This window comes from Rahnella sp. R3(2024) (assembly GCF_042920125.1).
GTDB classification, from domain to species: Bacteria; Pseudomonadota; Gammaproteobacteria; order Enterobacterales; family Enterobacteriaceae; genus Rahnella; species Rahnella rivi.
Genome location: NZ_JBHGBU010000001.1, coordinates 870606 through 883269, shown reverse-complemented (window position 1 = coordinate 883269; position 12664 = coordinate 870606). Strand labels below are relative to the sequence as shown.

Genomic DNA, 12664 nt, shown 5'->3' with positions numbered 1-12664 from the left:
GTTCCTCAGGCAAAAGCCACAACCAGCAACACGGCCAGTTCGATGAAAGCCAGGCGACGGCAGAACGCCCCGAGCCAGCCCCGGTGCAGGGCAGCCACCAGCGCGGCAGGCGTGGCGCGCAGGCGCAGGCGATACAACGGCGCAAACATCACGCGCAGCGGCTGGGCAAAACCGGTGGCGGTGACCACCATCTCAGCGGAATGCCCGTAACCGCACGCCCAGGCGTCGCCGCGCACACGGTTCGGCAGACGCGCTCCGCGTAACAGGCTGGCAATCAGCCACGGCAGTAACGGCATCGCCAGAAGCAGCAGGGCAATCATCGGGGCACAGACGGCGGAGGTGCCGGACACCGCCGCACCGTTTCGGGCAAACGGCATGAGCGGCGTATTCAGCACGGAAGCGGCCACGCCGGAAAAGTGCGGAATGATCCACGGGGAGGCGACGCCAGACAGAATGCACAGCAGCGCCGGTAAGAGACTGCCGAGCGTCATCGCCAGCGGGGCGGGTGTGGCATCCGCCGCCGCCTGACTGCGCGGTGCGCCAAGGAAGGTGACGCCGAAAACTTTGGCAATACACATCAGCGCCAGTGCCCCGGTCAGCGCCAGACCGACCGCCAGCAGCGGCCCGAGCAGACGCGCGATAAACACCTTGCTGGCGCTCAGCTGGAACAGCGACTGATACAGCAGCCATTCGCTGGCAAAGCCGTTGAGCGGCGGCAGTGCCGCCATCGACATCAGGGCAATCAGCACGGCCACGGCGGTCCACGGCATCAGCCGCGCAATACCGCCGAGTTTTTCCATATCCCTGATGCCGGTCTGCATTTCGATTTCACCGGCACCGAGGAACAGCGCGGTTTTGAACAGGCCGTGATTGAACAGATGGAACAGCCCGGCCAGCAGCGCAAGCGACGCCAGCACCGGCAGATCCAGCGCCACGCCCACCATCGCGCCCCCCACGCCGAGCAGGATAATCCCGACGTTTTCCAGCGTGTGATAAGCCAGCAGACGGCGGAGATCATGTTCCATCAGCGCGTACAGCCCGCCAATAAATGCGGTCAGGATCGCCAGAAGCAACACCATCAGGCCCCACCAGAGTGGCGGTGCGCCCAGCAGATCCAGACCGACTTTTACGATGCCGATAATGCCGATTTTCATCAGCGCGGCGGAGAACAGCGCGGCGGCGTGAGCGGGCGCGCTGGAATGTGACTGCGGCACCCAGGCGTGCAGCGGGATAATCCCGGCGTACAGCCCGAAACCCGCCAGCGCCAGCAGGAACGCCGCCGATTTAATGCCCGGCGTCAACGTTGCCTGGCGCAGCACCTCAAAATTGACGCTGCCGCTGGTGTGATGCAGCAGGGCAAAGGCCAGGATCAGGCACAGCGTGCCGAGGCGGCCCGAGAGAAACTGATTCAGACCGGCGCGACGGCTTTTCACATCGTCGCTCTGTACGATCAGGAAATAGGCGCACAGCGCCGCCAGCTCCATCATCAGAATCAGCTGAACGGCATTGGCAGACACTGACGCGGCGGCCAGTGCGGCCAGCAGCAGATTGCATAACAGCCCGGTGCGTGCGCGCGTGCGTGAATTCACCGCGTTGAGCCATGCGCAGGCATACAGGCTGCAAAACAGCGCCGGAACGGACATCGCCAGCAGCAGCAGGCCGTTCAGCGCGCTGAACTCCGCCGCGAAATGCAGCAGCGGCAGCGTGATCGCCTGCGCAGGGCCGCCGTGCACTATCTGCAACGCCGCCGTCATGGCGGCGAGGGAGGCCAGCATGCCACCGAGGCCGGAAATCAGGCTGCTCAGGCGTGCAAAAATGGCCACCAGCCAACTCAGGACACCGCTCAGTAACCAGAGCATCAGCGCCAGCGCCAGCAGGGACGCCGGAGTCAAAGCCAATAAAGACGTCATGATTTTGTCTCCGCGTCAGGTGCGGTGAAGGTGGTTAAATCGACCGGGAGATCGGCGGGGAAAACGGTCATGGCGTTCAGGCGTTTTTGCTGGCTGGCGCGGGCGGACAGACCGGCGGTCACCAGCGTGATCGCCTGCGTCGGGCAGGAGGTGATGCACGCCGGGCCTTGCGGGCTGAAGCTGCACAAATCGCATTTCACCGCCACGGCACGAATGCCGGGAACGCAGTCAAGAAACGGGCTGACCGCACGGGGTGCGCGCGGGGCGGGCTGTGCTTTCCATGTGTTGCAGTCGCGCGGAATGTCCACGGGCGTACTGCCGGAAAAGGTGATCGCGCCAAACGGACAGGCGATACCGCACAGTTTGCAGCTGACGCACACACTTTCATTCAGATGAATGGCGTCATTTTCGCGGGTGATGGCATTCACCGGGCACACCTGCGCGCAGGGGGCATCTTCACACTGGTGACACATGACCGGCGCGGAATCCAGACGGTTACGCATCACCTGCAAACGGGGAGCAGACTGTAAGCCGTGGCGCTGATGTTCCTGCGAGCAGCTGGCCATACAGGTATTGCAGCCGATACAACGTTTCGGGTCGGCTATCACATATTGATTCATGGCCGTTTTAACGCTCATGACCTCTCCTTTCTATTTCGTCAAAGATGACGAAATCGGCACTAAAAATGACATTTCGACACTTATGTCGGAATTAATCCCATTAAAGAAACGGCAGTTCAGCGAGGGGGTATTTATTTTCGCCATGCCGTGAAAATGAATTCCGCAGGATTATTTTTCCTGAATCAGCAATTTTTCTAATTGCGGCAAAACGGCCTGATTGTTATGCAGGGAATCGAACAGGCACTGATAAATAGCGGAAATCTTATTCAGGTAATGTTCCTGTACCGCATGTTTGTCACGGATATCCACCACATCGTCGAGATGGCCGTCTTCGCTCAGTCTGGCGTGGGCAAACGCTTTAAATTCCGGTTCTTCGCTGGCCGGTGCCATGTTCAGGCTGTAAATCACGTCCTGACTGTAAAAGTCATCGCTCAGATGAATGCTGACCGAGAAATGGTTAAACAGCGTGAAGCGAATGTCCTGCTCTTCGCTACAGGTAAACTCATGATTTATTTTCTTATTTGTTGTGGTGATCGCCTGAATCAGGCTGTTCTGATAGGTGTGCCAGTGTGATTTCAGCTGATTATTTTTGCTGGCAATGTAATCCGCTTTAGTGGTCAGTTCGCTGAGAGTGCTCATGGTGGTTACCCGTTGTTGAGTTCTGTAAGGGTGCCATTTCGAAATGTCAGATGACGACGAAAATACGGCGCATAGGGCTGTATTGGCATAAAGCGTGCCAGTTGCGGAATTTTTCTTTTAACTGCTTTAAATTCAGGTTGTTGGATATTTTTCGTATTAACAGGGATGCGGAAGGGAAAATAAATGACATGTCGATGACACCTTATTTCGACATATATGACGGGGGCGGCCCGCTGCCTGACAGACCGGCGGAAATATTTCCTTATCAGCTCATGAATACACTCTGGCATTAATATTGCAGCGCACTGTCATCATTTTTAAAAGAGCGGACGCGATGCACGAAATAACCCTGTGCCAGAATGCCGTCGAATTAATGCAGCAATTTGCCCGGCAAAATAATGCCCGCCGGATCACCGCCGTGTGGATGGAAGTGGGGGCATTTTCCTGCGTCGAGCCTGACGCGCTGACATTCTGTTTTGAACTGGCCTGCCGCGAAACGCTGGCCGAAGGCTGCGAGCTGCATCTCGCGACGCCTGCAGCAGAGTGCTGGTGCCACGATTGTCAGCTCGACATCCGCCTGCTCAGCCCCGGCGTACTGCTTTGCCCGCAGTGCGGCGGCCGTCATGTCCGCGTTGTTGCTGACGACGGCATGAAATTAAAACGTATTGAAATCGAATAACGGGCGCGTTTTGCCCCGGGAGAAAATTATGTGCAGTACCTGCGGTTGTGCCAGTGGCGAACTTCGGATTGAAGGCGTCAGCAGTGAACATCTCCATCAACATTCCCATCAGCACCCTCACGACGCGTCGCCACACTTCCACTCTCATGATGATCATTCCCACGGCATGCCGTTTGCGCCGCGCCGCCTGATTGATATCGAAATGGACGTGCTGGCGAAGAATAATCACATTGCGGCGCATAACCGCGAGCACTTTGCCAGTGCGTCGATCCTGGCGCTGAATCTGGTGTCCAGCCCCGGATCCGGCAAAACGACGTTGCTGACCAGCACGCTGACCCGTCTGGCATCGCAGGTGAGCTGCGCGGTGGTGGAAGGCGATCAGCAAACCACCAATGATGCTGACCGCATTCGCGCCACCGGGGTGCCGGCGATTCAGGTGAATACCGGTAAAGGCTGCCATCTCGACGCGCAAATGGTGCACGACGCGGTACACCAGCTGGCACCTGAAAACGGCAGCCTGCTGTTTATCGAAAACGTCGGGAATCTGGTGTGCCCCGCCAGTTTCGATCTCGGCGAGCGTCATAAAGTGGCGGTGCTTTCTGTCACCGAAGGCGAAGACAAACCGCTGAAATATCCGCATATGTTTGCCGCTTCCCGGCTGATGATCCTCAATAAAATAGATCTGCTGCCTTACGTGACGTTTGACGTTGAGGTTTGCATTGCCAATGCGCGCCAGGTGAACCCGGACATTGAGGTGATTCAGCTCTCCGCGACCACCGGTGAGGGGATGGCGCGTTGGCTGGCGTGGCTGGAGCAACAGCGATGTGCATAGGCATTCCGGGGCAAATCGTTGCCCTGCACGATCAGCAACCCGACCACGCCTGGGCGCAGGTGTGCGGAATGCGCCGCGAGGTGAATATCGCGCTGGTCGGCGGTGAGAACCGGCAGGCGCTGATCGGCTGCTGGGTATTGATCCACGTCGGTTTCGCGCTGAGCAAACTCGACGAACAGGAGGCGCAGGAAACGCTGGCGGCGCTGCACGCCATGGAGGAAGTGGAAGCCGACGTCGCGCTGTTCCTCGGCAGAGAGGAGGTCAGATAATGCGATTTGTCGATGAATTCCGCGATCCTAAACTTGCCAAAACGCTGATCGAACGGCTGCATCAGCGGGCGGCGCAACTGCCTTACAGCGCCGCAAAACCGATGCAGATTATGGAAGTCTGCGGCGGCCACACCCACGCTATTTTCAAATTCGGGCTGGATAAACTGCTGCCACCGCAGCTTGAGTTTATCCACGGGCCGGGGTGTCCGGTCTGCGTATTGCCGATGGGGCGCATCGACGCCTGCTGTGAAATCGCCGCGCACCCTGAAGTTATTTTCTGCACCTTCGGCGATGCGCTGCGCGTGCCGGGTAAACAGGGTTCGCTGTTACAGGCCCGCGAACGCGGCGCAGACGTGCGCGTGGTCTATTCGCCGCTCGATGCCCTGAAACTGGCGCGGGAAAACCCGGCGCGTCAGGTGGTGTTTTTCGCCCTTGGTTTTGAAACCACGCTGCCGGTGACCGCCGTAACGCTGCAACAGGCGCGGCGTGAAGGTCTGATGAACTTCAGCGTGTTCTGCCAGCACATCAGCCTGATCCCCACCTTGCGCAGCCTGCTGCAACAAGACGACGTGCGCATCGATGCGTTCCTCGCGCCCGGCCACGTCAGCATGGTGATCGGCACGGCGCCGTATCACTTTATCAATACGCAATTTGGTAAACCGCTGGTGATCAGCGGATTTGAACCGCTGGATATGCTGCAAAGCGTTCTGATGCTGGTGGAACAAGTTTGCGAGGCATCGTGTAAAACTGAAAACCAGTACCGCCGCGTGGTGCCGGAAGAGGGTAACCTGCTGGCACAGGACGCCATGCGCGAGGTGTTTGTGCTGTCGGGCAGCAGCGAATGGCGCGGTCTGGGGCTGATAGAAAATTCCGGTATTTCGCTGACGGCAGGCTACGCGGCATTCGATGCCGAGCGGCGCTTTAACCCGCAGGCGCAGTCGGTCGCCGACGATCCGCGTGCACGCTGCGGCGAAGTGCTGACCGGACGCTGCAAGCCGCATCAGTGCCCGCTGTTTGGCACCGGTTGCACGCCGCATAACGCATTCGGTGCGCTGATGGTGTCGTCTGAAGGGGCCTGCGCCGCGTGGTATCAGTACCGGCATCAGGAAACGCAACGCGTGCAGACGCATCAACGACAGAAGGTGGCAGGATGAGTAACCGTAATGACGTGGTGACCATGGCGCACGGCAGCGGCGGACGGGCGATGCAGCAGATGATCGAACGGACGTTTCGCGCCGCATTTGATAACCCCTGGCTTAACGAATGTGAAGACGGCGCGCGGCTGAACCTGGCCGATCTCACCCGTCAGGGCGACCGGCTGGCATTCACCACTGACAGCTACGTTATCGACCCGATTTTCTTTCCCGGCGGCAACATTGGCAAGCTGGCGGTGTGCGGCACGGCGAACGATCTGGCCGTCAGCGGCGCAACACCGGCTTATCTCTCCTGCGGATTCATTCTCGAAGAGGGGTTGCCGCTTGCGGATTTGCAGAAAATCGTCGGCGCAATGGCGAAGACCGCCCGCGATGCGGGCATTGCCATCGTGACCGGCGACACCAAAGTGGTGCAGCGCGGCGCGGCGGACAAAATCTTTATCAATACCGCCGGGATTGGCGTGATCCCCACCTCAGTGAAGTGGGCGGCGAAAACCCTCGAGGCCGGAGACAAAGTGATTGTCAGCGGCACGCTCGGCGATCACGGTGCGGCGATCCTGAATCTGCGGGAACAGCTCGGTATGGATCTCGGGGTGGAAAGTGACTGCGCGGTGCTGGCCCCGATGATTGCGCCGCTGCGTGCGCTGGCCGGTGTCCACGCACTGCGGGATGCCACCCGCGGCGGGGTCAATGCCATTTTGCATGAGTTTTGCGAGGCCAGCGGTTTCGGGATCTGCATCGACGAAGATGCCCTGCCGGTGAAACCGGCGGTGCGCGGTATTTGCGAGCTGCTGGGGCTGGAGCCGCTAAATTTTGCCAACGAAGGCAAACTGGTGCTGGTGGTGTCCCCGCAGGTGGAAAAGGCGGTGCTGGAGATCCTGCACAGCCATCCTCTGGGCATCGATGCCCGGAGCATTGGCGAGGTGACGGAACATCCGCAGGTCTGTTTACGGGGTGCGCTGGGCGTCGTCCGCCAGCTGATGTTGCCCCATGCGGAGCCGTTACCCCGCATTTGTTGATCTCGGCAGGGAGTGGCCTGCCATGAAAGGGGTAGACTTTTGGTCTGCCCCTTCGGAGAAATTTTTGCAACCCAGTTATGCAACTGAAAGAACAGGTATCCAGAGCTAACGCTATGCAGAGTGCAACAATGAGCATCACAAAACATAAAGGGTTACTGGAACTGACGCGCACGCTGTTGCTGCAACAGACCATGGTCTCACTGCTGGAAACCCTGACGCAGGTGGTTCAGAGTGCCGGTATCGCCGAAGCGGTGACGCTGGTGCTGTTTGACAGCAACAGCGATCGCGTCAGTTTTTACGGTATCGATCCGCACCATCAGCCGGTCAGTTATGAAGATGAAACCCTGTTAGCCACCGGGCCGGTGCACGGCCTGCTGAACAACCCTAAAACGCAGGTGTGGCGCAGCGAAGCGCTGAACCTGCGCTATCCGCAACTGGCTGCGCTGAATCTCTATCCGCCGTTTACCGATTATTGTCTGGTGCCGCTGCTGGCCTCAACCGGCCTGCTCGGCGGCTGCGAGTTTACCCGCCAGCACGATCGTCCGTTCAGCGAGGAAGACAACGCGGGTCTGCATGAACTCTGTATGCTGGCCGCCATCGCCGTCGAACAGATCCGGTTGCGTGAAAATGCACAGTTTCAGCACTCCCTGCTGCGTCATGAACGTGACGATTTTCGCATTCTGGTGGATATCACCAACGCGGTGCTGTCCAAGCTGGATCTCGATGAACTGACCGGCGAAATCGCCAAAACCATCCACCATTTCTTTCACATCAACGCCATCAGCATAGTGTTATGCGATGCCGAAAAAGAGACGGAACCGGCCAGCGTCTATGCCACGCATTACGTGCAGGCGCACGTGGCGGAACGTGAACAATCACGGATGGCGCTGGAGGGCACCCTTGAACAGCAGGTGATGAAAAGCGGCGAGATGCTGCTGACTAACGTGCGGCCAGACGCAGAGCGGGAAAGCGAAGAAAGCACGCTGTTCCATTTGCTATGGCGGGAGCAGACCAAAACGCTGTGTATTCTGCCGCTGCGTTTCGGCCATAAAACGCTGGGCGTACTGAAACTGGCGCAGTGCCAGCCGGACAATTTTAATTCTGCAAATCTGCGTCTGCTGCAACAAATAGCAGAACGTATCGCCATCGCGGTAGACAACGCGCTGGCCTATCAGGAAATCAAAAGCCTGAAAGAAAAACTGCAGCACGAAAATCTGTATCTCACCGAGCAGATCAACAGCAATAACCCGGATTTCAGCGATATTGTCGGGCGCAGTTCGAGTATGTCAGCGGTGCTGAAACAGGTGGAAATCGTCGCGAAAAGTGACTGCTCGGTGCTTATCCTCGGTGAAACCGGCACCGGTAAAGAGCTTATCGCCAGAGCGATTCACAATCTCGGCGATCGCCGTGATCAGCGTATGGTGAAAATGAACTGTGCGGCCATGCCCGCCGGGCTGATGGAAAGTGATTTATTCGGCCATGAAAAAGGCTCTTTTACCGGCGCGACCGCACAACGGATGGGGCGCTTCGAACTGGCGGATAAAGGTACGCTGTTTCTGGATGAGGTCGGAGAAATCCCTCTCGAGCTGCAACCTAAACTTTTGCGCATCCTCCAGGAACAGGAGTTTGAACGGGTAGGCGGTAACAAACTGATTTCGGTCAACGTGCGGATGATCGCCGCCACCAACCGGGATTTGCAGCAGATGGTGGCTGACAAAGAATTTCGCAGCGATCTGTTTTACCGGCTGAACGTTTTTCCGATCATTATTCCGCCGCTGCGCGAGCGCCCGGAAGATATTCCGCAACTGGTGAAATTCCTCACTTATAAAATCGCTAAACGCATGAAACGCACCATCGACAGTATTCCGGCGGAAACCTTGCGCCTGCTGAGCCGTATGCCGTGGCCGGGTAATGTGCGTGAGCTGGAAAATGTCATTGAACGCGCGGTGCTGCTGACGCGCGGCACGGTGTTAGATCTGCAACTTCCCGAGCTGAATTACCCGCTGACCACCTTGCCCGTGGTCGCGCCACAGGTGAAGACGGACGCGGTGGCGCAACTCAGCGATCAGGATGAACGTGAACGTATCCTGGCCGTGCTGAAAGAAACCAATGGCGTGGTGGCCGGGCCGCGTGGTGCCGCACAGCGCCTCGGGCTAAAGCGCACCACGTTATTATCACGGATGAAAAAACTGGGTATTGCCGCCAGATAATAAATATCCTAATCATGTAAATACCGATAAAAAACCCTGACTGCGCCTCAGGGTTTTTTATTTTAAATCCACGGGTTAATTATTTGTACGTCCTGTGAGCCGCCACCGGACGCCAACTGCTTTATCAGAAAATCCTCAGGGTTCAGTATTAACTCTGTCGGCAACGCTTCGTGAATAAATATTATCGAGCGCAGCGAAACCGGCAAATTAATTAATTTGAATCTTTTGAATTTTATAATGATGAGGTGGTTTATGAGTAACGTAATCGAAAAAGGCTTACAGGAACAGGCGGCGAAAAAACCGAGTATCTGGACCCGTGCCGACGCCCTGAAAGTGAATGAAAATGACCCGACCACAACGCAACCACGCGTCAGCGGTGACTTCCCGGTCATGAGTGATGAGGTCTTTATCTGGGACACCATGCCGCTGCGTGACATTGACGGTAACGTGCTGTCGGTCGATGGCTGGTCAGTCATCTTTACCCTGACGGCAGACCGTCAGCCCCATGATCCGGCAAATATTGATGCCAATGGCAATTATGATATTACCCTCGACTGGAATAACCGACATGGCCGCGCCAAAATCTGCTACTGGTATTCCGCAACCGGAAAAGACTGGGTATTTGGTGGCCGCGTAATGGCTGAAGGTGTTTCTCCTACAGTGCGCGAATGGGCGGGTTCACCGGTATTATTAAATAATAAAGGGGAAGTGGATTTATATTATACGGCGGTCACACCGGGTGCGACGATTGTAAAAGTCCGCGGACGCGTGATCACCACTCAGCAGGGTGTTGAGGTGGCAGATTTTACTACGGTGAAACCGCTGTTTGACGCCGACGGGAAAATCTATCAGACCGAAACCCAAAACCCTTACTGGGGCTTTCGCGACCCGTTCCCGTTCCGCGACCCGAAAAGCGGCAAGCTGTATATGTTGTTTGAAGGGAATGTGGCGGGCGATCGCGGTTCCCACGTGGTCGGGCCGGATGAAATCGGTGATGTGCCGCCGGGCTATGAAGACGTGGGCAATTCACGCTATCAGACGGCGTGCATCGGTATCGCGCAAGCGGCAGATGAAAACGGCGACAGCTGGACATTGCTGCCCCCGTTGCTGACGGCGGTCGGGGTAAACGATCAGACAGAACGCCCGCACTTTGTGTTCCAGGACGGGAAATATTACCTGTTCACCATCAGCCATAAATTCACCTATGGCGAAGGGGTGACCGGTCCGGACGGGGTTTACGGTTTTGTCAGTGACGCACTGTTCGGCCCGTATGTGCCGCTGAACGGCTCCGGCCTGGTGCTGGGTAACCCGCCTTCACAGCCTTACCAGACCTATTCCCACTATGTGATGCCTAACGGTCTGGTCACGTCGTTTATCGACAGTGTCCCGGTCGACAAAGCCACCACCGGTCTGGATTACCGCATCGGCGGCACGGAAGCGCCGACCGTGAAAATCAAGCTCAAAGGCGAACAGACGTTTGTGGTCGGTGAGTACGATTACGGTTACATCCCGCCAATGGCTGATGTGATTCTGCAGGCATAATTTTACGCTGACTGTATCTCAGGCTGCCTTCGGGCAGCCTTTTCTGCGTGGCTGCGGTTATTTTCCTGCCAGCTGAAACATCTCTCCGTGGCTGAATGACCAGTCTTCCGGCTGGGTAAAAGTTACCACCACCATCACATCTGCCGCAGAAATGCCCAGCGCGGCATGTAATTTATCGGCCAGATGACGGAACAGCTGCTGTTTCTGATAACCGTTGCGCGGTTTGCCTGCGGTGATGTGAAACAGCAAAAAATCGTCCGAGCGCCGGTCATTTTCTCCGGCTAAATAGGTCGGGTTGATCACCCGCTGGCCGCGGCTGGCGGGTTCGAATAGCTGAAAACAATCCTCTTTGGGGACAGAGAAATGATCGACCAGGGTCTCCTGTAAAATGGCAGAAATGGCGTCCTGCCAGGCATCGGCACGGTGAGCGGGTAAAGAAATTCGGCTGAAAGGCATTGTCAGATCCTCCGGTTACTGATCGTTGAGAGCGGCGAAGCGGGTCAGGGCTGACGCGGCGGCGGGCCATCCGGCATAAAACGCCAGATGGGTGATCACTTCTGCCAGCTCGGCGTGGCCGACACCGTTTTTAACGGCCAGATCCAGATGGAAGGGCAGTTGTTCACTGCGGTTCAGGGCAATCAGCGCGGCCACGGTGATCAGGCTGCGGTCACGCGGGGAAAGTTCGTCTCTGTGCCAGAGATCGCCAAACAGGACCTGTTCGGTCAGTTCTGCCAGTTTTGGCGTCAGGCGCGCCATGTTTTCAGGCGGGCGCAGGGAAGGGGGCGTTGTGCTCATATCAGGCTCCGTGTTTGTCGGTGTGAAAAGGAGCATAAGGCGTTATGATTATCCTGAATATCGAAAATATCAGCAGCATTACTTCATAAATACGGGATGGTTAGCGTGTCAAAAAGGCCAGTGACTTTTGATTCAGAGGCGTTGCGCAGTTTTGTGACCGGCATTGAGCTGGGAAGTTTTGTGCTGGCCGCCGACCGGCTGGGGCGTTCGACCTCCGCCGTCAGCGCGCAGCTGAAAAAGCTGGAGCAACAGGCGGGGACGGATCTGGTGCAGAAATCCGGACGACACCTGATTTTGACCGAACGCGGCGAAGTGATGCTGAGCTATGCGCGACGGATCCTCAGCCTGAACGACGACGCCAGCGCGGCGCTGCGGGCGGGCGTGCCGGGTGGCAGCCTCAGCGTGGGCATGCAGGAAGATTTCGGCGAAATCCTGTTACCGGCCATTCTCGGGCAATTTACCCGCACGCATCCGCAGGTGCAGATTTCGGCCAGCATTACCCGTAACCGGCAGTTGCTTGAGGGGATCCGGCACAATGAGTTCGATCTGGCGCTGTGCTGGCAGGCCGAAGAGACGCTGCTTTTCCCGTCGAGCCAGTCGCTGGGGCGGGTGCCTTTGCGCTGGATTGGCACGGCGAATTTCCCCGTCAGCGAAATGTTGGCCTCCGGTGAACCGCTGCCGCTGCTGGTGTTTGAAGCGCCATGCCTGATGCGCAGTGCGGCAACCGCGGCGCTGGATCGCGCCGGAATTCCCTGGCGGATCGCCTTTACCAGCCGCAGTCTGAGCGGAATTTGGGCGGCAACCTCGGCGGGGCTGGGGGTGACGTTGCGTACCGGTTTCGGTCTGCCTGCGTCGTTACATTGCCTGAGCGAACTGCCTGCGGCGGGGGATGTGGGCATCAGCCTCCATCAGAGCGAGACGCTGCCCGGCGAGGCGGCGAGGCACCTGAAAGAGGCGATTATCGCTTTCTTTGCGCACGCGGGCTGAGCCGCGCG

13 protein-coding genes are annotated in these 12664 nt (G+C 57.6%); 8 read left to right on the top strand and 5 right to left on the bottom strand.

Features of this window, described 5'->3' with window-relative positions; translation table 11 throughout:
* Positions 1 to 5: 5 nt before the first annotated feature.
* From ABSH60_RS03795 to ABSH60_RS03785, 3 genes are all read right to left on the bottom strand, one after another.
* On the bottom strand, positions 6 to 1910 hold the full coding sequence (locus ABSH60_RS03795; RefSeq protein WP_390972770.1) for a proton-conducting transporter membrane subunit: 1905 nt from the start codon (positions 1908 to 1910) through the stop codon (positions 6 to 8).
* Positions 1907 to 2530, bottom strand: coding sequence for a 4Fe-4S binding protein (locus ABSH60_RS03790; RefSeq protein ID WP_390975671.1), 624 nt, complete (start codon positions 2528 to 2530; stop codon positions 1907 to 1909). Before ABSH60_RS03790 ends, ABSH60_RS03795 begins: the two co-directional genes overlap by 4 nt.
* A gap of 168 nt (positions 2531 to 2698) precedes the next feature.
* Positions 2699 to 3169 (bottom strand): formate hydrogenlyase regulator HycA, encoded by a 471-nt coding sequence (locus ABSH60_RS03785; RefSeq protein ID WP_136375700.1) that lies wholly within the window; start codon positions 3167 to 3169, stop codon positions 2699 to 2701.
* Between the two features lie 334 nt (positions 3170 to 3503).
* On the opposite strand from ABSH60_RS03785, the gene hypA reads away from it, so the two are divergent.
* From hypA to ABSH60_RS03750, 7 genes are all read left to right on the top strand, one after another.
* Positions 3504 to 3848, top strand: a complete 345-nt coding sequence (gene hypA / locus ABSH60_RS03780; RefSeq protein WP_390972768.1) for a hydrogenase maturation nickel metallochaperone HypA — start codon at positions 3504 to 3506, stop codon at positions 3846 to 3848.
* 28 nt (positions 3849 to 3876) lie between these two features.
* Complete coding sequence (hypB, locus tag ABSH60_RS03775; protein ID WP_390972767.1) at positions 3877 to 4680, top strand: hydrogenase nickel incorporation protein HypB; 804 nt, start codon at positions 3877 to 3879, stop codon at positions 4678 to 4680.
* Positions 4671 to 4949, top strand: a complete 279-nt coding sequence (locus ABSH60_RS03770) for a HypC/HybG/HupF family hydrogenase formation chaperone (RefSeq protein ID WP_390972765.1) — start codon at positions 4671 to 4673, stop codon at positions 4947 to 4949. The genes hypB and ABSH60_RS03770 overlap by 10 nt, the downstream gene beginning before the upstream one ends.
* On the top strand, positions 4949 to 6103 hold the full coding sequence (hypD, locus tag ABSH60_RS03765) for a hydrogenase formation protein HypD (protein WP_390972763.1): 1155 nt from the start codon (positions 4949 to 4951) through the stop codon (positions 6101 to 6103). Before ABSH60_RS03770 ends, hypD begins: the two co-directional genes overlap by 1 nt.
* Positions 6100 to 7122: a hydrogenase expression/formation protein HypE gene (gene hypE / locus ABSH60_RS03760; protein WP_390972761.1), complete on the top strand. Its 1023-nt coding sequence runs from the start codon at positions 6100 to 6102 to the stop codon at positions 7120 to 7122. Before hypD ends, hypE begins: the two co-directional genes overlap by 4 nt.
* Before the next feature lie 128 nt (positions 7123 to 7250).
* Positions 7251 to 9332: a formate hydrogenlyase transcriptional activator FlhA gene (gene flhA, locus ABSH60_RS03755; RefSeq protein WP_235533422.1), complete on the top strand. Its 2082-nt coding sequence runs from the start codon at positions 7251 to 7253 to the stop codon at positions 9330 to 9332.
* Positions 9333 to 9584: 252 nt separating this feature from the next.
* Positions 9585 to 10874 (top strand): glycoside hydrolase family 68 protein, encoded by a 1290-nt coding sequence (locus ABSH60_RS03750; RefSeq protein ID WP_136375695.1) that lies wholly within the window; start codon positions 9585 to 9587, stop codon positions 10872 to 10874.
* Between the two features lie 57 nt (positions 10875 to 10931).
* Here the strand turns inward: ABSH60_RS03750 and ABSH60_RS03745 are convergent, their stop codons facing one another.
* Positions 10932 to 11330, bottom strand: a complete 399-nt coding sequence (locus ABSH60_RS03745) for a tautomerase family protein (RefSeq protein ID WP_136375694.1) — start codon at positions 11328 to 11330, stop codon at positions 10932 to 10934.
* Positions 11331 to 11345: 15 nt separating this feature from the next.
* Positions 11346 to 11669, bottom strand: a complete 324-nt coding sequence (locus ABSH60_RS03740) for a carboxymuconolactone decarboxylase family protein (protein WP_056774275.1) — start codon at positions 11667 to 11669, stop codon at positions 11346 to 11348.
* Positions 11670 to 11774: 105 nt separating this feature from the next.
* Between ABSH60_RS03740 and ABSH60_RS03735 the strand changes: the two genes are divergently transcribed.
* Positions 11775 to 12656, top strand: coding sequence for a LysR substrate-binding domain-containing protein (locus tag ABSH60_RS03735; protein WP_390972758.1), 882 nt, complete (start codon positions 11775 to 11777; stop codon positions 12654 to 12656).
* Positions 12657 to 12664 lie beyond the last annotated feature (8 nt).

Excerpts from the sequence above, each read along its gene's own strand:
- ABSH60_RS03795 (WP_390972770.1), bottom strand. The coding sequence starts at position 1,910 with ATGACGTCTTTATTGGCTTTGACTCCGGCGTCCCTGCTGGCGCTGGCG.
- ABSH60_RS03790 (WP_390975671.1), bottom strand. The coding sequence starts at position 2,530 with ATGAATCAATATGTGATAGCCGACCCGAAACGTTGTATCGGCTGCAAT.
- ABSH60_RS03785 (WP_136375700.1), bottom strand. The coding sequence starts at position 3,169 with ATGAGCACTCTCAGCGAACTGACCACTAAAGCGGATTACATTGCCAGC.
- hypA (WP_390972768.1), top strand. The coding sequence starts at position 3,504 with ATGCACGAAATAACCCTGTGCCAGAATGCCGTCGAATTAATGCAGCAA.
- hypB (WP_390972767.1), top strand. The coding sequence starts at position 3,877 with ATGTGCAGTACCTGCGGTTGTGCCAGTGGCGAACTTCGGATTGAAGGC.
- ABSH60_RS03770 (WP_390972765.1), top strand. The coding sequence starts at position 4,671 with ATGTGCATAGGCATTCCGGGGCAAATCGTTGCCCTGCACGATCAGCAA.
- hypD (WP_390972763.1), top strand. The coding sequence starts at position 4,949 with ATGCGATTTGTCGATGAATTCCGCGATCCTAAACTTGCCAAAACGCTG.
- hypE (WP_390972761.1), top strand. The coding sequence starts at position 6,100 with ATGAGTAACCGTAATGACGTGGTGACCATGGCGCACGGCAGCGGCGGA.
- flhA (WP_235533422.1), top strand. The coding sequence starts at position 7,251 with ATGAGCATCACAAAACATAAAGGGTTACTGGAACTGACGCGCACGCTG.
- ABSH60_RS03750 (WP_136375695.1), top strand. The coding sequence starts at position 9,585 with ATGAGTAACGTAATCGAAAAAGGCTTACAGGAACAGGCGGCGAAAAAA.
- ABSH60_RS03745 (WP_136375694.1), bottom strand. The coding sequence starts at position 11,330 with ATGCCTTTCAGCCGAATTTCTTTACCCGCTCACCGTGCCGATGCCTGG.
- ABSH60_RS03740 (WP_056774275.1), bottom strand. The coding sequence starts at position 11,669 with ATGAGCACAACGCCCCCTTCCCTGCGCCCGCCTGAAAACATGGCGCGC.